General features: G+C 66.2%; 21 protein-coding genes. 9 read left to right on the top strand and 12 right to left on the bottom strand.

Annotated elements, in window-relative coordinates; all coding sequences use genetic code 11:
* Positions 1-21: 21 nt before the first annotated feature.
* Genes TS85_RS04685 through ectA form a run of 5 tightly spaced genes read right to left on the bottom strand, consistent with a single transcriptional unit; the run spans position 22 to position 4,606 of the window.
* Complete coding sequence (locus TS85_RS04685) at positions 22-1,461, bottom strand: aspartate kinase (RefSeq protein ID WP_044330737.1); 1,440 nt, start codon at positions 1,459-1,461, stop codon at positions 22-24.
* Positions 1,458-2,372, bottom strand: a complete 915-nt coding sequence (thpD, locus tag TS85_RS04690; RefSeq protein ID WP_044330738.1) for an ectoine hydroxylase — start codon at positions 2,370-2,372, stop codon at positions 1,458-1,460. The genes TS85_RS04685 and thpD overlap by 4 nt, the downstream gene beginning before the upstream one ends.
* A 19-nt stretch (positions 2,373-2,391) precedes the next feature.
* Positions 2,392-2,790 carry an ectoine synthase gene (locus TS85_RS04695; RefSeq protein ID WP_044330739.1) on the bottom strand — a complete coding sequence of 133 codons (399 nt, stop codon included), beginning with the start codon at positions 2,788-2,790 and terminating at the stop codon, positions 2,392-2,394.
* Positions 2,791-2,806: 16 nt separating this feature from the next.
* Positions 2,807-4,108, bottom strand: coding sequence for a diaminobutyrate--2-oxoglutarate transaminase (gene ectB, locus TS85_RS04700; protein ID WP_044330740.1), 1,302 nt, complete (start codon positions 4,106-4,108; stop codon positions 2,807-2,809).
* A 21-nt stretch (positions 4,109-4,129) separates the two neighbouring features.
* A complete protein-coding gene (ectA, locus tag TS85_RS04705) occupies positions 4,130-4,606 on the bottom strand; it encodes a diaminobutyrate acetyltransferase (RefSeq protein WP_227698662.1) in 477 nt (158 codons plus the stop codon).
* Positions 4,607-4,865: 259 nt separating this feature from the next.
* Here ectA and TS85_RS04710 point away from each other — a divergent pair, with 259 nt between their 5' ends.
* The gene (locus TS85_RS04710) at positions 4,866-5,354 is read left to right on the top strand and encodes a MarR family winged helix-turn-helix transcriptional regulator (protein ID WP_044330741.1); all 489 of its coding nucleotides are present in this window, start codon (positions 4,866-4,868) and stop codon (positions 5,352-5,354) included.
* A 196-nt stretch (positions 5,355-5,550) separates the two neighbouring features.
* Here the strand turns inward: TS85_RS04710 and TS85_RS04715 are convergent, their stop codons facing one another.
* From TS85_RS04715 to TS85_RS04745, 7 genes are all read right to left on the bottom strand, one after another.
* Positions 5,551-6,486, bottom strand: coding sequence for a serine hydrolase (locus TS85_RS04715; RefSeq protein WP_227698663.1), 936 nt, complete (start codon positions 6,484-6,486; stop codon positions 5,551-5,553).
* A 499-nt stretch (positions 6,487-6,985) separates the two neighbouring features.
* Positions 6,986-8,365: a DUF2254 domain-containing protein gene (locus TS85_RS04720; protein WP_227698664.1), complete on the bottom strand. Its 1,380-nt coding sequence runs from the start codon at positions 8,363-8,365 to the stop codon at positions 6,986-6,988.
* Positions 8,278-9,780 (bottom strand): L,D-transpeptidase family protein, encoded by a 1,503-nt coding sequence (locus TS85_RS04725; protein ID WP_227698665.1) that lies wholly within the window; start codon positions 9,778-9,780, stop codon positions 8,278-8,280. Before TS85_RS04725 ends, TS85_RS04720 begins: the two co-directional genes overlap by 88 nt.
* Before the next feature lie 6 nt (positions 9,781-9,786).
* A complete protein-coding gene (locus TS85_RS04730) occupies positions 9,787-10,074 on the bottom strand; it encodes a hypothetical protein (RefSeq protein WP_044330743.1) in 288 nt (95 codons plus the stop codon).
* An 81-nt stretch (positions 10,075-10,155) separates the two neighbouring features.
* Positions 10,156-10,521, bottom strand: coding sequence for a PRC-barrel domain-containing protein (locus TS85_RS04735; RefSeq protein ID WP_044330744.1), 366 nt, complete (start codon positions 10,519-10,521; stop codon positions 10,156-10,158).
* A gap of 435 nt (positions 10,522-10,956) precedes the next feature.
* Positions 10,957-12,585, bottom strand: coding sequence for a serine hydrolase domain-containing protein (locus TS85_RS04740; RefSeq protein ID WP_077228798.1), 1,629 nt, complete (start codon positions 12,583-12,585; stop codon positions 10,957-10,959).
* Between the two features lie 82 nt (positions 12,586-12,667).
* Positions 12,668-13,675, bottom strand: a complete 1,008-nt coding sequence (locus TS85_RS04745) for a LacI family DNA-binding transcriptional regulator (protein ID WP_044330745.1) — start codon at positions 13,673-13,675, stop codon at positions 12,668-12,670.
* 125 nt (positions 13,676-13,800) lie between these two features.
* Here TS85_RS04745 and TS85_RS04750 point away from each other — a divergent pair, with 125 nt between their 5' ends.
* The 8 genes from TS85_RS04750 to TS85_RS04785 are packed head-to-tail and all read left to right on the top strand — an operon-like array spanning position 13,801 to position 20,810.
* Positions 13,801-15,051, top strand: coding sequence for an MFS transporter (locus TS85_RS04750; protein WP_044330746.1), 1,251 nt, complete (start codon positions 13,801-13,803; stop codon positions 15,049-15,051).
* Entirely contained in the window at positions 15,048-16,112 is a 1,065-nt protein-coding gene (locus tag TS85_RS04755) for a sugar phosphate isomerase/epimerase family protein (protein WP_044330747.1), read from the top strand. The genes TS85_RS04750 and TS85_RS04755 overlap by 4 nt, the downstream gene beginning before the upstream one ends.
* Positions 16,109-17,257 (top strand): Gfo/Idh/MocA family protein, encoded by a 1,149-nt coding sequence (locus TS85_RS04760; RefSeq protein WP_044330749.1) that lies wholly within the window; start codon positions 16,109-16,111, stop codon positions 17,255-17,257. The genes TS85_RS04755 and TS85_RS04760 overlap by 4 nt, the downstream gene beginning before the upstream one ends.
* Complete coding sequence (locus tag TS85_RS04765) at positions 17,254-17,640, top strand: c-type cytochrome (RefSeq protein WP_227698666.1); 387 nt, start codon at positions 17,254-17,256, stop codon at positions 17,638-17,640. The genes TS85_RS04760 and TS85_RS04765 overlap by 4 nt, the downstream gene beginning before the upstream one ends.
* 35 nt (positions 17,641-17,675) lie before the next feature.
* On the top strand, positions 17,676-18,566 hold the full coding sequence (locus TS85_RS04770; RefSeq protein ID WP_227698667.1) for a hydroxypyruvate isomerase family protein: 891 nt from the start codon (positions 17,676-17,678) through the stop codon (positions 18,564-18,566).
* 29 nt (positions 18,567-18,595) lie between these two features.
* Entirely contained in the window at positions 18,596-19,411 is an 816-nt protein-coding gene (locus TS85_RS04775; protein ID WP_044335862.1) for a 3-keto-disaccharide hydrolase, read from the top strand.
* Complete coding sequence (locus TS85_RS04780) at positions 19,411-19,971, top strand: gluconate 2-dehydrogenase subunit 3 family protein (RefSeq protein WP_044335864.1); 561 nt, start codon at positions 19,411-19,413, stop codon at positions 19,969-19,971. The genes TS85_RS04775 and TS85_RS04780 overlap by 1 nt, the downstream gene beginning before the upstream one ends.
* Complete coding sequence (locus TS85_RS04785) at positions 19,968-20,810, top strand: sugar phosphate isomerase/epimerase family protein (protein ID WP_044330752.1); 843 nt, start codon at positions 19,968-19,970, stop codon at positions 20,808-20,810. Before TS85_RS04780 ends, TS85_RS04785 begins: the two co-directional genes overlap by 4 nt.
* Positions 20,811-20,824 lie beyond the last annotated feature (14 nt).

The following is a 20,824-nucleotide window of genomic DNA, read 5'->3' on the forward strand; positions in this document are numbered from 1 at the left end:
GGTTGCATGTGCCCGGCCGACCTAGGCGGCCACGCGCTTGCTCCGGGTTGCCCCGGCGTCGTCGATCAGCGCCGAATGCAGCGCACAGACCGCCGGTTCGAAGGCGTCGCATTCGACGATGAACTGGACATCGACGTTGCGGATCTGGTGCTGCATCGCGATCATCGTGATCCCGGCCTTGTCGAGCGCGAGCAGCGCCCGCGGCACCAGGCCGGGCTCGGAGATATCGCTTCCGATCACCGACACCATCGCCACCGGGCGCGACGAGACCGCCGCGCCGGGATGATCCCGTTCGAGATCGGCGATCACCCGTGCCACCGCCGCAGCGTCGCTCGACAGATAATGGGTGATCGTGTTGGCGTTCGACGACTTGCTCACGATCCAGATGCCGTGGCGGGTCAGCGCATCGAGGATAGCGGCGTCGAAACCCTTTTCGCCGACCATGTCCTGCTCGAAAAACTGGAGCGCTTGCACGGTGCGCAGCCCGGTGACGATCTCGACCCGCGGCTTGTGCGAGACATAGTCGCCGCTGATCAGCGTACCGGCATCGAGCCGGTCGAAGGTGTTGCGCACCCTGAGCGGGATTTTCGCCTGTCGCAGGCCGCGCCCGGCGCGCGGATGGATCGCCTCCATGCCGAGATTGGCGAGCTGGTCGGCGACGTCGTAGTTGGTGCGGCCGATCTTGCGCGCGCGATCCTCGCCGACCAGCCTGGGATCGGCGCTGGAGAGGTGGAATTCCTTGTGGATGATCGCCTCGCGCGCCCGCGTCAGCACGGCGATGCGCGAGAAGGTCATCTCCGAATAGCCGCGCGCATAGCGGCGGACCATGCCGCCCTCGCACCCGGCATAGCCGGTGACGATCGGCATCTGCGTGGCGAGATCGATCGGCGCCAGCGCATCGCGGATGCGCGTGTCGAGCGGATCGAGGCCGTCCTGCGTCCAGACGGTGAGGTCGACGAACACCGCATTCACCCCGCGATCGCGCAGCAGCAACGCCGTGCTGTGCGCGCTATGCGCCTCGCCCAGCCCGGCGAGCATCTCGCGGACAGTGGTCAACTGATTCTTGAGGCAGAAGCGGCCGTGCGCGCGCAGCCGATCGAGGTCGGCGAGGCATTCGCGCAAGCCTTCGATGCGTTGCTCGACGAAAGCGTCGCATTCGGCGCGGCTGCGTGCGCGGACGAACATCGCCGCGTTGCGCGCGAGCATCGCGGCCCGGACTTTCTCCAGCGCGTCGCGCCAGCAGGCGGCGCCATCGTTCAGCGCGAAGCAGGCATAGACGCCCGGCTCGCCGCTCTTCTTATGTTCGAGCAGCAGGTCGGTCATTCCGGCATAGGCCGAGACGACGAAGATCCGGTTGTAGAGAGCCGCGCCGCTGCGCCCGGCGATCAGCACGTTGTCGAACAAGGTGGCGGTGGCGGCCATCGACGTGCCGCCGATCTTTTCGACGCTATGCCCGCTCATGCCGCCTGCTCGGTCAGTGCGCCTGAGACAGGCGCCAGCGGCGTCGCATCGCGCGCCGCGATAAAATCGGGCCGCGGGGTCGCGGCGGCGAACGGCGCCTGCAGCCGGTTCGACACCGCGTTATAGACCAGGAAGGCGTTGGCGCGCGGGAAGGGGGTGATATTGCCGTTCGAGCCATGCATCATGTTGCAGTCGAACAGGATCACCGTCCCCGGCTGGCCGATCGGCGCGACGATGCCTTTGTCATGCGCCAGGTCGGCGAGGCTGATCTCGTCGGGAACCCCGACTTCCTGCTTCTTGAGCGACCTCTTGTAGTTATCGTCGGGCGTCTCGCCCACGCAGGTGACGAACACGCGGTGCGATCCGGGGATCAGCATCAGCGGCCCGTTATTGGGGGTATTCTCGGCGAGCAGCACCGACATCGATAGCGCGCGCATCCGGGGCATGCCGTCCTCGGCGTGCCAGGTCTCGAAATCGGAATGCCAGTAGAATTCCTTGCCCTCGAATCCCGGCTTATAGTTGAGCCGCGACTGGTGCAGGTAGACGTGGTCGCCGAGCAGGAAGCGGGCGACGCCGGCAAGCCGATCGTCGGCGGCGAGCCGTGCCATCATCGCGCTTTGCGCGTGGATTTCGAAGATCGAGCGGATCTCGCTCCCGCCCGGCTCGGTGATGATCGTATCGCGGTCGAGCGCGGAGGGATTGCCGAGCAGCCGGCCGGTTTCGCTCTGGAGCGCGGCGACTTCCGCGGCGGTGAAGACTTGCTCCAGCACCAGATAGCCCTGGCGGTCGAACTGCTCGACCTGTTCGCGGCTCAGCGGCGCGCCCGGGTGCCAATCGGCATGGACGACGGGATCGTGGCGCGGCAGCAGTTCGGGCTGCGCCGCGCGGCGGGATGGATAAATATCGCTCATGGTTTCCCCTGTTTAGGCTTCAGCTCGTGAGAGCGGGCTCGGCGGCGGGATAGGCGCCGTTCTCGTCATGCACCTCGCCGCCGGTGACGGGCGGGTTGAACACGCAGGCGGTCAGGAGGTCGGTTTCGGGCCGGACGATGTGACGGTCATTCTCGTTGAGCGCGTAGAGCACGCCGGCCTTGAGCTCGTGGGTCTGGCCGCTGTCGAGATCCTCGATCGTGCCGGTACCCTTCAGCACCAGCACTGCCTCGAGATGGTTCTGATAGTGCATCTTGAGTTCCGAGCCTGCGAACATCGTGGTCAGGTGGAACGAGAACCCCATCTTGTCGTCGTCGAGCAGCAGGCGCGCGCTGGCCCAGCCGTCGGACTTCACGTTGCGGTCGCTGGCGCGGATGTCTTTGAGATTGCGGATGATCATGTTGGTTTCTCCTGGTTCAGGCGGCGACGCCGAGGGCGGGGGTAAGCGCCGCGCGGACGCTGCGCTCGAGGATGTCGAGCCCGGCGCCGAGCACCGCATCGTCGATGACGAGCGGGGCGAGCACCTTGACGATCTCGTCATGCGGACCACTGGTCTCGATGATGAGGCCCTGCTCGAAACAGGCCCCGGTGATGGCGGAGGCGATCTCGCCCGATCCGACGTTGATCCCGCGCATCATGCCGCGACCGCGCGTGGCGAGCCCATGTTCGGCGGCGATACGATCGAGCCGCCGTTCGAGCAGGCGCCCGCGCCGGGTGATGTCGGCGGCGAACTCGCGGCCGCTCCAGAAATGGCGCAACGCCGCGGTCGCGGTGACGAAGGCGTGGTTGTTGCCCCGGAACGTGCCGTTGTGCTCGCCCGGCGACCAGATATCGAGTTCGGGTCGGAACAAAGTCAGCGCGAACGGCAGGCCCATGCCCGAAAGCGACTTGGCCAGCGTGACGATATCGGGCGTGAACCCCATCCCCTCAAAGCTGAAAAAGCCGCCGGTGCGGCCGCAGCCGGCCTGGATGTCGTCGACGATCAGCAGCGCGCCGTGCGCCTTGGCGATCTTCGCGACCCTGCGCAGCCATTCGGGCGACGCGGCGTTGAGCCCACCCTCGCCCTGCACCGTCTCGACCAGGATCGCGGCGGGCGCGTCGAGCCCGCTCGACGGATCGGCCAGTCGCTGTTCGAGCAAAGCGGCGGTATCGACGTCGGGCCCGTAATAGCCGTCATAGGGTTCGTGCGCGACATGGCTCAGCGGAACGCCCGCGCCGCTGCGCTTCCCGGCATTGCCGGTACAGGCGAGCGCGCCCAGCGTCATGCCGTGAAAGCCGTTGGTGAAGGCGATCACCATCTCGCGCCCGGTTACCTTGCGCGCCAGCTTGATCGCGGCCTCGACCGCGTTGGTGCCGGTCGGGCCGGTGAACATCGCGCGATAATCGAGCCCGCGGGGACGAAGGACCACGTCCTCGAGCGCGGTGAGGAAGTCGGCCTTGGCGTCGGTGTGGAGGTCGAGGCCGTGCGTGATCCCGTCGCCCGCGATATAGTCGAGCAGCGCCTGTTTCAGCACGGGATGGTTGTGGCCATAGTTGAGCGTCGAGCAGCCCGACAGGAAGTCGAGATACTTGCCGCCGTTGCTGTCGTGCATCCACACGCCCCGGGCGCGATTGAACTGGCGCGGGATCGCGCGCGAATAGCTACGCACGATCGATTCGCGGCGCTCGTAAATTTGCGTGTCGGGAGCCGTGTGGCTGGGTTCCGCGGTTGCGGTCATGATAGTCTTCCTGTCGCTATTTCAGTGGGTCGGAAGCGGCGCGATGCGTGCTTCCCATTCGGTGTCGTGGGCGCCGCCGAAATGCGCCTCGCGCTCGAAGCGCGGGGCCTTGGTCAGCTCGGCGTTGCAGCGGCGCGCAAAGGCTCCGAAGAGCCCCCAGGAGGCCGCATTGCCCTCGGTGATCGTCGTGGTCAGGCTCGTCGCCCCGGCCACAGCGGGGCGGGCGATTAGTGCGTCGAGCATGCGCAGCGCGAGACCCTCGCCGCGGGCCGATGCATCGACGGCGACTTGCCATACGAAGATCCGGTCCGGCGCCGAGGGCGGGCGATAGGCCGAGACCCAGCCGATGACGCGCCCCTGGCGCTCGGCGACGACGCAGGTTTCCGCAAAATCGGTGCACTGGAGCAGGTTGCAATAGGCCGAGTTGCGATCGAGCGGGGCCGAAGCGGCAACCAGCGCGGTGACTGCAGCGCCATCCTCCGCGTGCGGGCTTCGCAATTCGATCGCAGCCGGGTTGGTCTTGTCGCTGGCGGCCGGCGCCGGTCGTGCTGATTCAGCCCCAAAAATGCTTCATACTCCAAATTATATTGATCCTCGCCAATCGCCTTGGCGCCATCGATTGGACCAGGTATCTAAGGAGTTTACGGCGAAAGTTCAACCTTTTTGCTCCTATGGCGCGGTTCTGCCGCGCAAATGCTTCATTTAGTAAAGCATATTTTTGTTAGTGATCCAAAGGAATCTGCAATAAGGGGAGGCAATGGAAACAGAGTTGACCGCCCCGACACTCAAGGCGCTCCGACGCATCCTGCGTGCGGCGGATCTCGGCAGTCGCAACCTCGCCGCAGCGACCGGGCTGACCCCGTCGCAGTTGCTCGCCCTGCGCGAAATCGAGCAGCGCGTTGAAACCACCGCAAGCGTGCTGGCCGCGGCGCTGCAATTCAGCCAGGCGACCATCACCAACATCGTCGATCGCCTCGAGGCGGCGGGGCTCGTCACGCGTGAGCGGAGCGCGCGCGACAAGCGCCAGATCATCCTCCACGCCACCGACGCGGGCCGGGCCGCGATCGATCGGGCGCCCGATCTGCTTCAGACCCGTTTCAACGAACGCTTCGCCATATTGCCGGGCTGGGAGCAGGCGATGATATTGGCCGCGCTGGACCGGTTGGCCGGGATACTCGGCGCGGACGGAGTCGATGCAGCGCCGCTGTTGGATGCGGGGGTGATCGATCGACCGGAGCCGCTTTGACGCCGGCCTCGCCCTGGCGGATATACCACCGACGAGTCCGCCCGGTGCGTCAGGTTGCGCGACAGGTGAACGGGGGAGGGCCGATGCCCGCTCACTCGATCGACGCTTTTGCGATACTCCCGGCGATACCGCCGCTTCGCGCCCGGAAGCGCGCGAAGGCGCCAGCCAGTCCTGACGTGCAGGTGCGGCGCACCGCTCAGTTGCGCGTCCGGATCACCGCGCGAACCACATTCGCCATCAGTCGCTGGCGGACCGGGATGGAAACGCGCGTGCTCGCGATCATCACCGCAACGGCATAACGATGGCCATCGGGCGCGGTCAGTATCCCGACATCGTTATAGCCGGTGGTCATGTTCCCGAGATCCTGACCGGTTCCGGTCTTGTGCGCGAGCGCCCAGCCCGGTTTGAGGCCGGCCCGCATGCGCGCCGGTCCCGTTCTGCTCGCGCGCATCAGCCCGATCAGATGGGCGCTGGATGCCGGGCTCAGCAGCGTACCGCGTGCCAGCAGCGACAGGCCGAGCGTGACCCCCTGGGCGGAGGCGCCGTCATAGGGTGCGGCGAGATAGCGGCGCAACGCTTTGTCCCGCGCCTCGAAGCTGAGCTTCGCGCGCGCCTGGAGGAAGCCCCAGCCGCCGGCCCATTCCGGGCGCCAGGTCAGCCCGGCGGTCCTGGCCTGGAGCTCTCGCTCGCCCGGGCCAAAGGTAACGCCCTCTATGTGCTTTCGCGCGAGCATGGCACGGATCGCAGTGGGGCCACCGACCTTCCACAGCAGGACATCGTTGCAGGTGTTATCGCTGCGGGTCATCGCGCCCTCGAGCAATGCGCGGACATTGGTCTTGTAGCCGTCCGGCCCGACAAGCGCCCGGATCGGCTGATGGAAGACGGTGAGGTCCGATCGGCGGACGGTGACCGGGTCGGACAGCGACAGGGCTCCTCGGTCCACGGCGTCCATCACCGCGATCGCCACCCACAATTTGCTGACGCTCTGCTGCGGCAGCGCCGCGGCGCCGTTGAACGAGATCAACCAGCCTTCGTCAATGTCGCGCACCGCAATCCCGACCGATCCCGCAAATCCCCCGCCCAGACCCTGGACGGCGTTGAGCAACGCGGCGGGTGCCTCCGGTGCGGCCACCGCCGGGGGCGCTTCGATTTTGCGGGGGAGCGGTCGGGGCGGAGCTGCCATTGACGGGGCGGGGGGCTGCCTGGAAACCGATGGGACGCAGGCGCCGAGCAGCGCGCCGGCTGCGAGATACGCGACGGCGCCGCGCGCCCGATACAAACAAAACAAGCAACTATCCCAGGTACTTCGCAATTGGGCCTTCTATCGTCGGCGCGACTCGTTACCTACCGCCGGGCGCTCGGCCCGTCGTATTCTGGGCATCGTCGGTCCCACTGGCCAAGCGACACTGGTGCAGGAGCGGCTTGTGCTGGACGACAGGATGCGGGCGAACCTGGGGTAGTCCGCGGGTGCGGCGGGCCCAATTTTCGGACCGAATGCAGTGCGGTAAGGTCGCCCTCGCCCTGGCGCGCGATCACGCTCATGCTGCCGTCGGTCTCCAGAACGACTGCGGCAATGGTCTCGAGCCGCCCGTGGCCGGCATTGCGCACTGCCGCATCCACCTCCGCCGCGGTCACCCTTTCCTGTGCCATTGCGCCGCGCCGGTATCCGTCCAATGCGACCGATACGCCGCACGCACGCTTTCGAGGTCGGCTTTCGAGGCCATCGCCGCCTCGCAGCGGGCCAGCGCATCGGCGGCGCGAACCGCGATCAGGCCATGCGCCATCGGCGCCACCGCGGCGATTTCCGCGAGCGAACGCTGAAGCTTGATCGCGACTTCGACGATCGCCGCGCCGTCGCGCGCGATCGGGCGAAACAGGTCGTCGAGTAGGTCGCCAATGCTAAGGTCGGGAAGCCGGACGCGCCCGCTGCCCGAATCGCCCGGCCTGCCGTCGTCCAGCAAGGCGATCATCACCCTGACGCCGGATCCCAGCACGGCGATGCCGGTTCCCGGATCGTTGACCGCAGGCGACAATGCCCGAGACGCGATCTCGGAGAGCACGACCAGCCCAAGCCGCGGATCATGATCGAACTGGCGATGATGATCGAAGGTGAACGCACCGCGTATCTCGGCATCGCTCTCGGCGTCGCACCGGTCGAGCCATGCGATTTCGCGGCTCGTCGTCACGAACGCGCCGGGCATCACCCGCACGTCGATCGCGCAGCCAAGCCGGCAGGCGACCTCGTCGAGCGCCTGGAGGTCGATGTGCGTGATATAGCCGATCTTTTCGGCGAACACGGGGTGCCTGCCCGCGATGGGCATGTCGGCTTGTGGCGTTACGGCGACTGTGTAACCGGATCGCTCGATGGCGTCCGTCGCCACCTTTTCCACGCGGTCGATGGTGTTGCCGACCCGCCCGAAGTTCGACAGATGCCCGATCCAGCGCAGCAGCGTCACGACAATGATCGCGATGACCAGGATGGTGCCGACGAACAGGATGACACGGCCCGACTTGCCGTAGATGCCGGTCGACAGCGCGCAGATCCCGACGATCGAGAAAAGGAACGCGCCGAGAAAGGTCGATAGCGCGTTCTGCGCGGTCGAATCCTCAACGAGCAGCTGAGTTGCGCGCGGGGTGATTGCACCGCTGGCGGCGGAGAAAGCGGAGACCATCGCGGTGAGCGAGAAGGTCGTTACCGCCAGCATCGACGAAGCAAGAATCCCGAGGATGTTGTCGACCGCGTCCGAGCCGATCTTGGTACTGATGTCATAGGGGATGTACGGCGCCACGAACGCCGCGAGCAGCGCCAGCGCGACCGAAGACAATGAGAACAGCGCCGCGCGAAACCAGATGCGGCGGAACAGAAGGCGCACCACCCAGCGCCAGCGCGAGGTCATGCCCCGGCCTCGTTCCGCGGCGCCGCTCATGGACCGATATCGGCGTCTTCGCTGCGCAGTCGAGCCTTGCCGGGATACGAAAAGCCGAGCGCCTTGGCGATCGGGGTATTCCACCCATAAGGATCGGTGCGAAAGGCGACCTTGCCGTCCTGATCGACGAACACATTGCGGTAGAGCAGGCGGACCGGAATTGGCGTTTTCAAAGGGACGAACTGCTGCTCGCCACCGGCCTGCGCCGCTTGCCATGCTTCGGATATCTTTTGGTCGTCAGCCAAGAGTTGCGCAAAGCCAAGCGCGTCCTCCACACGCACGCAGCCATGGCTGCGATGACGATGGCTGCGCTCGAACAGCTCCGGCGCGGCGGTGTCGTGCAGATAGATGGCATGTTCATTCTGCATGTCGAACTTGACCAGCCCCAGCGCATTGTCCGGCCCCGATCGCTGGACGATCCAGCCGTCCCTCAGTTCCATGTTGTGGCGTTGCAGATAGTCCGCGCCGACATGGGCCAGCTCGCCGTTCTGGATCGATTTTGGGACCGTCCAGGTCGGGTTGGCGACGAGGCGATAGATCGGCGATTGGAGCGGCGGCGTCTCGGTGCCGGGCTTGCCGACGACCACGCGCCGCGTATCGACAAGGACGCCGTCGCGATAATAGGACAGCTGCGCTGCGGCAGTGTTGACGTCGATCCGTGTCGCCGGGGGCGTGCGCTCGAGCCACCGCCTGCGCTCCAGCGCGACCGCAACCGCCCGCGCACGGTCGCCGGCCCCGAGATTGAGGACACCCAGCGTATCCGGACCGATTATGCCATCGGCGGCGATCCCGTAGTCCCGCTGAAGCGCCTTGACCGCAGCGGCGATCTGCTGGGTATAGATCGGGAGTGCGCCTTCGGGGGAAGCGTTGTCCGCCAACGCGGCATCGGCTGGAAGATACTCGCCCATGATGAGCTGCTCGACGATGGCCGACACGCGCGCGTCGGCATCGCCGACAGTGAGCAACCCCGCGCCGATCTGCGCTGCGCCGCTGTCCTGCGGTTGCGCGCGAAGATCGAGATAGGCTTGGGAAAGCCGGGCATATTCGTCGTCCTGCGGCGCCAGACTTGCCAGCCATTCGCCCAGCTTGCCGCTGGCTAATGCTTCGGCCAATGCCGGCTCGAGATCGGGCTTGCCCTGCGGCAGCGTGAACGGATCATGCAATGTCGTCGGATCGACCATCCCTTGCGCCAGCGCCCGGGCATAGCGAAGCGCGGCCGCGCGAAGCACCTCGCCGGATGCTCCGTCCTGGATTTTCGCGAAGCTGACGCGATCGAGCCCGTGGCGCGCGCGATCGGCAAGCGCCGAGGCGAGGGCCGACCTTGACGCGCCGTCCCAACCACCTGCTTCCGCCCGCCCGCCTGTTTGCTGTGTCGTAGCGAGCGCCAGCGCTGCGGTAGGCCAGATGGCCGCCGGCGAAACCAGCGCCGCCAACTGAAGCGCCAGGATCGGAAAACGAAAGGCGGGGATAGATTTGCGCAAACCCTGAGCGATCGGCACCCGCGCTTACCGGACCGCCGGTGCTTCGTTCGCCACCACCGCGTCGCGGCGCTCTTCGGTCATCGTTGCCGCGACGTTGCGATCGGCGGCGGTGATCGCGTCGGCGCGTTCTTCGCCCGTTTCGCGAACCTGTTCGGCACCATCCTTGAGGGCTTCGGCCTGGTTCTCCATGGCGTCCGCGCGCGTATCGGCGGCATCCTCGACCCGATCGGCAAGATTTTCCGCAGGCGTCTGGTTGCAGCCAGCAAGCGCCAGCGCGCAGAATGCAGCGCCAAGGGTGAGGGTCGTCTTCATGGCAATTCCTTCTATTGGGCAGAACGGCGCTCGCCCGCCGCCGCATGAGCGGCGGCGGGCGCGCAGTGTTTGTTCGGCGCCTCAGATGGCGCCGTAATAGCCCGTCAGCTGACTCTCATACGCGCGATCCCAGCTCGGCTCCTCGTCGCGCCGGTAGCGCGGACCCTCTTTGAGCTGCGCGACGTCGCGATTGACGACATAGCCGCCGCGACTTTCGTCATAGGTGAGCTCGTTCCACGGCAGCGGGAAATAATCCTCGCCCATGCCGAGGAAACCACCATAGCTGACCACGGCGTGACGCACCTTGCCGTCGCGCTTGCCGATCATGAGATGGTGCACCGAGCCGATCTGCTCGCCGTCACGACCATAGACGGCGGTGCCGTCGACCTTTTCGGACGAGATCGTCTCACGGGTTTCGTTGCGGTCGATGGTTTGGGTGTTTTCCATTTGCTTGCTCCTTTGGCTTGCAATGTGCCCTGGCGCGGCCCGAATGGCCTTCCCGGCGCATGGCCGGTGCGTGACGTGCTCAGGCATCAGCAGCGCAGCGTCGCGATGCCAGCGATGAGGGCCCGGTACGGCGCTTTGATGAAACAGCGTCTAGGGCAGTATCAAATCAACGGACCGCCCTGAGGATGGTTCCGACCAAATTGATGTCCGACCGGAAACATCCGGGGTCTCGAATCGGTTTGCATTGGTATCTGATTGCCCAGGTTGGCGTGAGCGTGAGATACAGCGAACTGACGGCTAGAATGTACCCTCTGGCAATCGGTTCGGACGTACCGGCGCATTTCCACCTTCGCAGCATCCCCAATCAACAATGGGCGGGAATTGGCCGCGCTCGATCGAAGCGATCCGGTGCAGTCTGCTGGCTACGATAAACCCTTATAATCGAACCGCGCGCAACCGGCGTAGCCGGCGGTTGCTGATCGTCAACCCATTTACTTCGCCCGACGCCGTTCGAGTGAAGGTCACGGTGCCTCGGGGCCCGACGAACCGGTCACCGCCGACCGGCGCCAAAGCCAGATCATATGCCCGCGGCCAGGAGAGCCTCAGACGACCGTCAATGACGCGCACCGTGTAGGTCATGTCGGTCTCTTCGCTACGATATTGCCCAGTGAGCGCGTTCAGGGCGGCGAGGTCGGGCAACGGTGAGGTAACGCGGACGAACACGCGGTGCGTCGGCCATGCATCGCGGATATGCAGTTCGGTCGGCGCGCCCGCGGCCGATGGAACGAAGCGCCATTCGTGCGGCAAGTCGATGGGTCGGAACACCCCCGGGCCGATGGGGTCGAGAGAGGTTGGACTGCCGGCCTGCCGCAATACGCCATCAGTCCATTCGAGCTGCACCACTTCATCGGTGGTGGGGCTCCAATAGACGCCGGCCAGTGCCGATTGCTCGGCGTCCGAAACCTCGATGGATGGGACGAGCGCCGGCAACTGCATCTGATCGCCCAGATAGACATCCGCGACCCTGCGAGTGAGACTGGTCGGGTCGATCGCGGCACCGTTGCACAAGGCGATGATCGCCAGTTGCTGATCCGGGAAGAGAATCGCTTCGGCGCGGTAGCCAGCATCGGCACCGTCGTGGCGCACCATATGCAGGCCGCGATAGCGGCCCAGCGTCAATCCGCCGCCATAGCCGATGTCGGTGCCGTCGTTCAGCGTGCCCGAGGTCCGCATCCACGCCGCCAGCGCCGCGCCGCCGACGCGTCCGTCGAGCAGGTTCCGTTGCCATTTCAGCAGGTCGACGACGGTGGTGAGCAAGCCGGTCGAGCCATAGTGATTGACGTTGGGAACATTCTCGCTCCAACCGCCATCCGCGCGGGGGCTGTACGCCGAAGCGCGCCGCGGCACGACTTCGCTGCGGTCGTCGCGGAAATGGCTGTCGGTCATGCCGAGCGGCTTGAATATGCGGCTCTCGGCGAACGCCCTGAGCGATTGGCCGGAGACGCGGCGCACGATTAGGCCGAGCAAGGTATATGCGGCATTGCCGTAGACGATCTCGGAACCGGGCGCGAAGTTCAACTGGCGCTGGCGGCTCAATGCCCAGAGTATGTCTTCTTCGGTGTACATATCCTCGCCGCGCCAGCCCGCAAGGTTCAGCAACTGGCCCTGTTCGCGCAGGCCGTCGGTATGGTGGATTAGCTGGGCGATGGTGATCGGTCGGCCGTAATCGGGCATTTCCGGCACATATTTACGGATGTCGTCATCGAGCGACAGCTTGCCGTCCTGCGCCAACAAGCCGATCGAGAACGCAGTGAATTGCTTGGAAATCGAGGCGGCAAGGAAGATCGATTGCGGCGTGATGGGGATATCGTGCTCGAGGTTCGCCAAACCGTACCCCCGCGCATAGTCGAGAGAACCTGCTCGGGATATCGCGACGGCACATCCCGGAGTCTTGCCGTCCGTTTTGAAGATCGCATCGACCTGTTGATGCCGACCACCGGTTGCGTCGGCGGCGCGTGACCGGGCGGGGTGGAAGGCACACGTCACGGCGATTATCGCCGCCATCAGAGTATAGCGCTTCACACGGATCGAAAATCTCCCGCATCCAGCCAAAACGGATTTTGCAGAACCTCCCGCACTCTACCGGTCATCGATTTCGCGGTGGGGGCGCGGTGCTGCTCCGCACGACCAGTTCGTGGCCCAGCGTCACCTGCCGCACCGGGCTTTCGGCGCCGCGCAAGATCTGGGCGAGCAGTTCGACCGCGCGCCGCCCGATCAGCCCCTTTGGCTGGGCGATGGTGGTCAGGGCGGGGTGGAAATAGCGTGCGATCGGCAGGTCGTCGAAGCCGATGACCGATATGTCGCCCGGACAGGACAGTCCGGCTTCGCCGATCGCGCTGATCGCGCCGAGCGCCATTTCGTCGCTGAAGCAGAAGAGCGCGGTCACGTTGCCGTCGAGCAGGTGGCGCGCCTCTTCAAAGGCGGAGCGCGCCGAATAATCGCCGGCCCGCACGTGCAGCCGCCGCTCCAGCCCGCCGCGCTCCGCCGCGCGGATGGCGCCGGCCAGTCGATCGCGGCTGATCGGGCTGATCGGCGGCCCGGTGATGATCCCGATGTCGCGATGGCCGAGCGCGATCAGATGTTCCATCGCGTCGCTGCTCGCGGTCGCGTTGTCGATATGGACGCTCGGCACGCCGATGTCGGGGCTGTATTCGCATCCGTTGACGATCGGTGCGGCCGCGCCCAGGCGCGCTAACAATGGCGTCAGGCTGACGGGCAGCCGGTGGCCGAGAAAGACCAGCCCGTCCACTTCGCGGCGCGACAGCATCTCGGCATATTGTTCTTCGACTTGCGTATCGTGGCGGGTGTCGCCGACGACCACGGCATAACCCGCGTCGCGTGCCGCCTCCTCCGCGCCGCGAATCACGCTCGCGAAAAAGGGGTTGGAGATATCGGGCACGGTCAGCAGGATCTTGCCCGCGCGCGCCGTGCGCAGGCTCCGCGCCGCGACATTGGGGCGATAGCCCAGCGCCGCGACCACCTCCAGCACGCGGCGGCGCGTGCGCTCCGCCACCCGATCCGGCTGGCTCAGCACGCGCGAAACAGTGGCGGTGGACACCCCGGCTGCCGCCGCGACTTCGATGATCGTCGTCATGGCACTGTCATGTCGCTTGCGGTGAACCGTGTCGATAGGGGAGGATGTAATCCTTTACATCATCGTTTCCGCTGCATAGTCTGTGCACCAAGGGCGGGAAAACTGCGTCTGGGGAGGATTTGCGCATGGTCGCTGCGGATGGGGCGTTGTCGGGTAGCGCGCGCCCGGTTTCTGGAATGCTCACGGGGCGCCTGAGCGCGCTCATGTTCATGCAGTTCTTCGTGTGGGGCGCGTGGAACGTCACGCTCGGGCTGGTCATGCAGACCGTGGGCATCGGCAGCCTGATCGCCAATGCCTTTTCGGTCGGCCCGATCGCCTCGATCGTCGGCTCGTTCCTGCTCGGCATGGCGGCTGCGCGCTTCCTCAGCCCCAAGATGCTGATGGTCACGCTGCATCTGGTGGGCGGCGCGCTGCTGTTCGTGCTGCCCCGGTTTCTCACGCCCGAACAGGGCGGGACCTTCGTCTGGCTGCTGCTCGGCTACATGATCCTGTACATGCCCACGGTGGGCCTTGCGAACACGATCGCGCTCAAGAGCTTTGGCGAGCGCGTGGACCGGTTCCCGTTCGTGCGCGCGTTCGGCACGCTGGGGTGGATCGTCGCCGGGCTGATCGTCGGCTGGGCCGGGCTTTCCGCCAGCCCGCATATCTTTGAAGTCGCGGGCGTCGTCTCGCTCGCGCTGGGGCTCTACAGCATCACGCTGCCCAACGTCGAACCCGATGCGCCGCAAGGCAAGAGCCTGGTGGCCGACGTGTTCTGCACCGAGGCGTTCGGGCTGCTGCGCCAGCGGTCGTTCCTGGTCTTCATCGCCTGCGCCACGCTGATCTCGATCCCGCTGGCGATGTATTATGCCTATGCCTCGGCCTATGTCGGCGCGGCAGGCATCCAGAATGTCGGCGGCACGCTGGCGATCGGGCAGATGTCCGAACTGGTGTTCATGTTCTCGATGCCGTGGCTGTATCGCCGCTTTGGCGTGAAGCCGCTGCTGCTGGTCGGCATGGCCGCCTGGGCGCTGCGCTATGCGCTGTTCGCGATCGGCGATGGCGGCACGTCGCTCTGGGCGATCTATCTCGGCGTGGCGCTGCACGGTGTGTGCTATGACTTCTTCTTTGTCGCGGGCGCGATCTACACCGGCAACATCGCGACGCCAAAGGGCGTGAACGCACAGGCGCAGGGCATGCTCACGCTGTTCACCTACGGCGTGGGGATGCTGCTCGGGTCGCAGATCGGCGGGCTGCTCTATGCGCAATTGCCCGCGAACCCCTCGATCGCCGACTGGCAACAGATGTGGTGGTATCCGGCGATCGCGGCGGCGGTCATCGCACTGCTGTTCCAGCTCACGTTCAAGAACGATCGCAAGACGGAGGCGGTGGCATGACCGCGATGCAGGGCCCGGCCATTTTCCTCGCGCAGTTCCTGGGCGATGCTGCGCCGTTCGATACGCTGGACCATATGGCGGAATGGGCGGCGGGCCTCGGCTATGTCGGTGTGCAGATTCCGTGCGACTCGCGGCTGATCGACCTGACACAGGCTGCCGAGAGCCAGTCCTATTGCGACGATCTGCGCGCGCGGCTGGACAAGTTCGGGATTCAGCCGACCGAATTGTCGACGCATCTTCAGGGCCAGCTGGTCGCGGTGCACCCGGCGTATGACACGCTGTTCGACGGCTTCGCGCCGGCCGAACTCCATGGGAAACCCGCCGAGCGGCAGGCCTGGGCCGTCGAGCAAGTGAAGCTCGCCGCCCGCGCCAGCGCCCGGCTGGGCCTGAAGGCGCACGCTACCTTCTCCGGCGCGCTGGCTTGGCCCTATGTCTATCCCTGGCCGCAGCGTCCCGCCGGGCTGGTCGAAGAGGCCTTTGCCGAACTGGCGCGGCGCTGGACCCCGATCCTCGACGTGTTCGAGGAAGCGGGAGTCAATTGCGCGTTCGAAATCCATCCGGGCGAAGACATCCATGATGGCGCGACCTGGGAACGGTTCCTGGCCGCCGTGAACAACCATCCCCGCGCGCGCATCCTGTTCGATCCATCGCATTATGTGCTGCAACAGCTCGACTATCTCGACTTCATCGATCGCTATCACGACCGGATTTCGTGCTTCCATGTGAAGGACGCCGAGTTCAACCCGACCGGGCGCAGCGGCGTTTATGGCGGCTATGAAAGCTGGGCGAACCGGGCGGGGCGGTTCCGCTCCACCGGCGACGGGCAAGTCGATTTCGTCGGCATCTTCAGCAAGCTGGCGCAATATGGCTATCGCGGCTGGGCTGTGATCGAATGGGAATGCGCGCTCAAGAACAGCGAGGACGGCGCCCGCGAGGGCGCGCCGTTCATCCGCGACCATATCATCCGCGTCACGGGCCGCGCGTTCGACGACTTCGCCTCGAGCGGCGTCGACAAGGCTGCGATCCGCACGCTGCTCGGGCTGGACGGAGCGGCGAAATGATCCGGCACCCGCTCAAGCTCGGCATGGTGGGCGGCGGCGAGGGCGCGTTCATCGGCGCAGTGCACCGCATGGCGGCGGCGCTCGACGGCGAGTGGCGGCTGGCGGCGGGCGCGTTCAGCACCGATGCGGGCAGGAATGCGCGCACCGGCGACCTGCTCGGGCTCGATCCGGCGCGGGTCTATGCGACCTATGACGCGCTGCTTACCGGTGAAGCGGCGCTGCCGGCGAACGAGCGCATCGACGCGGTCGCGATCGTCACGCCCAACCATCTGCACGCGCCGGTCGCCATCGCCGCGCTGCATGCCGGCTTCCACGTCTTGTGCGAAAAGCCGATGGCGATGAACAGCGACGAGGCCCGCGCCATCGCTGCGGCGGCGGAGGCCAGCGGCAAGCAGTTCGGGCTCGCCTTCACCTATAGCGGCTATCCGCTGGTCGAGGAGGCGCGCGCCCGCGTCGCCCGTGGCGATTTCGGCGCGATCCGGCTGGTGCAGGTCGAATATATCCAGGGTTGGCTGAGCGCGCCGCTCGACACCGAGGGCAACAAGCAGGCCGAATGGCGTACCGACCCGGCGCGCGCCGGGCTGGGCGGGTGCCTGGGCGATATCGGCACCCATGCCTTTCAACTGGCCGAGCATGTATCGGGCGAGCGTGTGGACGCGGTCTCCGCCGATCTCACCATCCATGTGCCGGGGCGCCGCCTGGACGACGATGTCAGCGCGCTGCTGCGCTTCGCGGGCGGCGCACGCGGCACGTTGAAAGCGACTCAGGTCGCGGCGGGCGAGGAAAACGGGCTGCGGCTGCGCATCCATGGCGAGCGCGGCGGGCTGGAATGGGCGCAGATGGAGCCGAACACGCTGACGCTGCGCTGGCTCGATCGCCCGGCGGAAATCGTGCGCGCGGGTGGTCCGGGGCTGGTGCCGAGTACATCCATGTTGTTGCGCACGCCGGCCGGCCACCCCGAAGGGTATGTCGAGGCGTTCGGGAACCTGTACCGTGCTTTTGCCGCGTCGATTCGGGGTGAAGGCGACCGCTGGTTTCCGGGCGTGGCGGACGGATTGCGCACGATGCAGTTCGTCGAGGCGGCGATCGCGAATGCGGCGTCGGATGAAAAATGGACCAGCATCGAACCTGGAGAGACTGCATGAAGCTTTTGATGAGCGCGGGCGCGGGGATGGCCGCAATGGTTGCGGTTGTGGCGACGAGCGCGCCCACGGTCGCCCAGACGACGGCGGCACCGCCAGCCTTCGCCGCGTGCAAGGCCTGCCATACCGTCGAGAAGGGCGGCCCGAACCGTATCGGGCCTAACCTCTATGGCGTCGTCGGTCGGCTCGCCGCGTCGGTCCCCGGTTTCAGCTATTCCTCCGCGATGAAGGCGTCGAAGCTGCGCTGGGACGCGGCGACGCTGGACCAGTTCATCGCCGCCCCGACCAAGAAGGTGCCGGGCTCGCGGATGCCGATCGGCATGGCCGACCCGGCAAAGCGCGCCGCGATCATCGCCTATCTGAATGCGGAAAGCGCGAAGAAATGAGCGAAACGGGGGGGAAGGGGGTCTCGCGACGGACCATGCTGGCGGCAGGCGCTGCACTGCCCCTGGCCGCAGGCGTGGCGCGGGCGCAGGGGGGCGGCAGCAACGCCGCCCGCTTCTCGCTCGGCTATGCCCCGCATGAAGGGAGCTTTGCCAGCCGGGGCAACCGGATCGAACAGATCGCCTTCGCCGCCGACCAGGGCTTTACCGCCTGGGAAGACAATGAGGCTGCCGGCCGCACGATCGACGAGCAGGTGGCGATGGCCAAGGCGCTGTCCAGCCGGGGCATGACGATGGGCGTGTTCGTCGCCAGCATGCCCAAATGGGGCCAGTCGCGACCGATCCTCGGCGCGAACGACGGCGCCGAGCGCGAGGCGTTCCTGGCCGATGTCCGCGCTTCGATCGACGTCGCCAAGCGGCTGAACGCGAAGCACATGACGGTCGTGACCGGCTTTCTCGACTCCCGCGTGCCGCTCGATATCCAGACCGCGCGGGTGATCGACGTGATGCGCCGCGCGGGCGACATTGTCGCGCCGCACGGGCTGGTGCTGGTGATGGAGCCGCTGAACACGCGGACGAACCATCCTGGCGTGTACATGCAGAGCATCCCCCAGGGCTATGCCGTCGCGCGCGGCGTGAACAGTCCGGGCGTGAAGATCCTGGCCGACCTGTACCATGAGCAGATTCAGTCGGGGAACCTGATCCCGACGATGGAGCTGTGCTGGAGTGAGATCGGCTATCTCCAGTTCGGCGACAATCCGGGGCGCAACGAGCCCGGCACCGGCGAGATCAACTATGCCGGCGTCACGCGCTGGCTGCGGGCGCGGCGCTATGCCGGGGTGATCGGGATGGAACATGGAAATTCGGTGCGCGGCCGTGCGGGCGAAGATCGGCTGATCGCCGCCTATCGCGCGATCGACGCGCTGTGAGGAGAGGGGGGAACATGGTTTCGCGTACGATGGCAGTCGTGGTGGCCGGGCTTGCGGTGATGTCCGCGCTGCCGGCGGCGGCGCAGGAAAAGCCGGGTTTCAAGGACACGCCGGTCCTGCCGGGCGGCACGTGGCACGTGCATGATTCGGACCGGCCGGCTCCATCGGTTGTGGCTCCCTCCATGCAAGCCGGCGGCGCGCCGTCCGATGCGATCATCCTGTTCGACGGACGCTCCTTGGATGCCTGGCAGCCGGAACGGGCACCCTGGCCGATCAAGGATGGCGCCATGACCGTGCCGGCCCGCGTGGCTGGCGCGCGCGAGAGCAATCTCGTGTCGAAGCAGAGCTTCGGCGACGTGCAACTGCACCTTGAGTTCCGCTCGCCCAATCCGCCGACCAAGACGTCGCAGGATCGCGGCAACAGCGGCATCTGGTTCATGCAGCGCTATGAGTTGCAGATCCTCGATAGCCACCAGAACCCCACCTATGCCGACGGCACCGTTGGAGCGATCTATGGCTGGAAGCCGCCGCTCGCCAACGCCGCGCGGATTCCCGGCGAATGGCAGAGCTATGACGTGGTGTTCGAGCGGCCCCGCTTCGCGGCGGACGGCAAGCTGCTGCGTCCCGCCTACATCACCGCGTTCCTGAACGGTGTGCTGGTGCAGAACCATCAGGCGATGCTGGGCACGACGGTGTGGCGCCAGATCGCGAAGTATGAAGCGCATCCGGACGCGGCGCCGCTGCAACTGCAGGATCATGATTCGCCGGTGTCGTTCCGCAACATCTGGGTCCGTCCGCTACCGGAAGCGGCGATCGCGCAGAATATGGGAGGAGAAGCCCAGTGATCATCGATCGTAGAACTGCGCTGGCCGGCGTAGTGGCCATGTTCGGTGCAGGGGTGTTCGCGCCGATCGCCCGCGCCGCGCAGGCATCGGCCGCCCCGGCGATCAGCGAAGGGCCGCCCAGCGTGGCGGTGTTCACCCCGGCCCAGCGCGCCCTGGTGACTGCGCTCAGCGAGCGGGTGATCCCCACCACCGACACGCCGGGCGCGATCGCCGCCGGTGTCCCGGCCTATATCGAGAAGCTGCTGGCAGATTGGGCGACGCCCGGGGACCGCGTGCCGATCGTCGCGGGGCTCGACACGGTCGAGGCGCGCAGTGTCCTGGACTATAAGGTCCCCGGCGTGCAGGCCACGCCGGAGCAGCAGGATGCGCTGCTGACGCTGGCGATGAATGACGCGCTGCCAGGCGGAAAGATCTTCTTCGAAGCGTTTCGCCAGATGGTCATCACCGGCTATTACACGTCGGAAATCGGCATCACGCAGGAGCGCGAATACCTGCCGGTGCCCGGCGAATATAACGGTGCCTTTCCCTATTCTCAGGTCAACAAGGTCTATAGCGCATGATCAGCCGTCGCACTCTGCTCGCAGGCGCCAGCGGCGCCGCGGCTATCGCTCTTTCCGATCGCATCGTCGCGCCGGCGCACGCCGCGCGGATCCAGGCGATCGGCCTTCAACTCTACACCGTCCGGGACATCTTCCAGAAGGACCCGGTCGCCACGCTCGAGCAGGTCGCCAGGATCGGTTACCGCGAAGTCGAGTATGGCGGCGGCGGCTATGAGGGGATGGATCCCGCGCTGCTGCGCCGGACGATGGATCGGGTGGGGCTGCGCGCGCCGTCGATCCATGTCGGCTATGACGCGCTGCTGGGCGATTTCGACAAGTCGGTCGCGCGCGCCAAGGCGCTCGGCGCCGACATCGTCGTGCTGCCATACATGACGAACGAGCACCGCACCGAACAGGGCTGGCAGTTGGCGCTGCCCAACTTCAACCGCTTTGGCGCGGCGCTGAAAGAGGCCGGGCTCGGCTTTGCCTATCACAACCATGATTTCGAGTTCACCACGAAGCCCGGCGGCGTCAGCCTGTACGATCGCTTCCTGAAGGAAACCGATGCCGCGCTCGTGAAGATCGAACTCGACCTGTATTGGGCGGCATATGCGGGCGAGAGCGCGGCGGCGCTGATCGAGCGCCTGGGCAGCCGCATCTATTCCTATCACGTCAAGGATATGCGCGCCGATCGCAGCATGGCGGCGGTTGGCGCCGGCGTCACTGATTTCGCCGCGCTGTTCAAGCTGAAGGGCAGCGCGGGCGTGAAGCACTTCTATGTCGAGAACGACCAGGCGCCCGCGCCCTATCTTCCCGACATCACGACCAGCTTCACCACGCTCCGCGCGCTGCGTTTCTGAATCCGGATCGGGAG

The organism is Sphingomonas hengshuiensis, from assembly GCF_000935025.1.
Classification (GTDB): Bacteria; Pseudomonadota; Alphaproteobacteria; order Sphingomonadales; family Sphingomonadaceae; genus Sphingomonas; species Sphingomonas hengshuiensis.

Coding starts and splice junctions, on each gene's coding strand:
- TS85_RS04685 (WP_044330737.1), bottom strand. CDS start 1,461: ATGAGCGGGCATAGCGTCGAAAAGATCGGCGGCACGTCGATGGCCGCC.
- thpD (WP_044330738.1), bottom strand. CDS start 2,372: ATGAGCGATATTTATCCATCCCGCCGCGCGGCGCAGCCCGAACTGCTG.
- TS85_RS04695 (WP_044330739.1), bottom strand. CDS start 2,790: ATGATCATCCGCAATCTCAAAGACATCCGCGCCAGCGACCGCAACGTG.
- ectB (WP_044330740.1), bottom strand. CDS start 4,108: ATGACCGCAACCGCGGAACCCAGCCACACGGCTCCCGACACGCAAATT.
- TS85_RS04710 (WP_044330741.1), top strand. CDS start 4,866: ATGGAAACAGAGTTGACCGCCCCGACACTCAAGGCGCTCCGACGCATC.
- TS85_RS04730 (WP_044330743.1), bottom strand. CDS start 10,074: ATGAAGACGACCCTCACCCTTGGCGCTGCATTCTGCGCGCTGGCGCTT.
- TS85_RS04735 (WP_044330744.1), bottom strand. CDS start 10,521: ATGGAAAACACCCAAACCATCGACCGCAACGAAACCCGTGAGACGATC.
- TS85_RS04740 (WP_077228798.1), bottom strand. CDS start 12,585: ATGGCGGCGATAATCGCCGTGACGTGTGCCTTCCACCCCGCCCGGTCA.
- TS85_RS04745 (WP_044330745.1), bottom strand. CDS start 13,675: ATGACGACGATCATCGAAGTCGCGGCGGCAGCCGGGGTGTCCACCGCC.
- TS85_RS04750 (WP_044330746.1), top strand. CDS start 13,801: ATGGTCGCTGCGGATGGGGCGTTGTCGGGTAGCGCGCGCCCGGTTTCT.
- TS85_RS04755 (WP_044330747.1), top strand. CDS start 15,048: ATGACCGCGATGCAGGGCCCGGCCATTTTCCTCGCGCAGTTCCTGGGC.
- TS85_RS04760 (WP_044330749.1), top strand. CDS start 16,109: ATGATCCGGCACCCGCTCAAGCTCGGCATGGTGGGCGGCGGCGAGGGC.
- TS85_RS04765 (WP_227698666.1), top strand. CDS start 17,254: ATGAAGCTTTTGATGAGCGCGGGCGCGGGGATGGCCGCAATGGTTGCG.
- TS85_RS04770 (WP_227698667.1), top strand. CDS start 17,676: ATGCTGGCGGCAGGCGCTGCACTGCCCCTGGCCGCAGGCGTGGCGCGG.
- TS85_RS04775 (WP_044335862.1), top strand. CDS start 18,596: ATGGCAGTCGTGGTGGCCGGGCTTGCGGTGATGTCCGCGCTGCCGGCG.
- TS85_RS04785 (WP_044330752.1), top strand. CDS start 19,968: ATGATCAGCCGTCGCACTCTGCTCGCAGGCGCCAGCGGCGCCGCGGCT.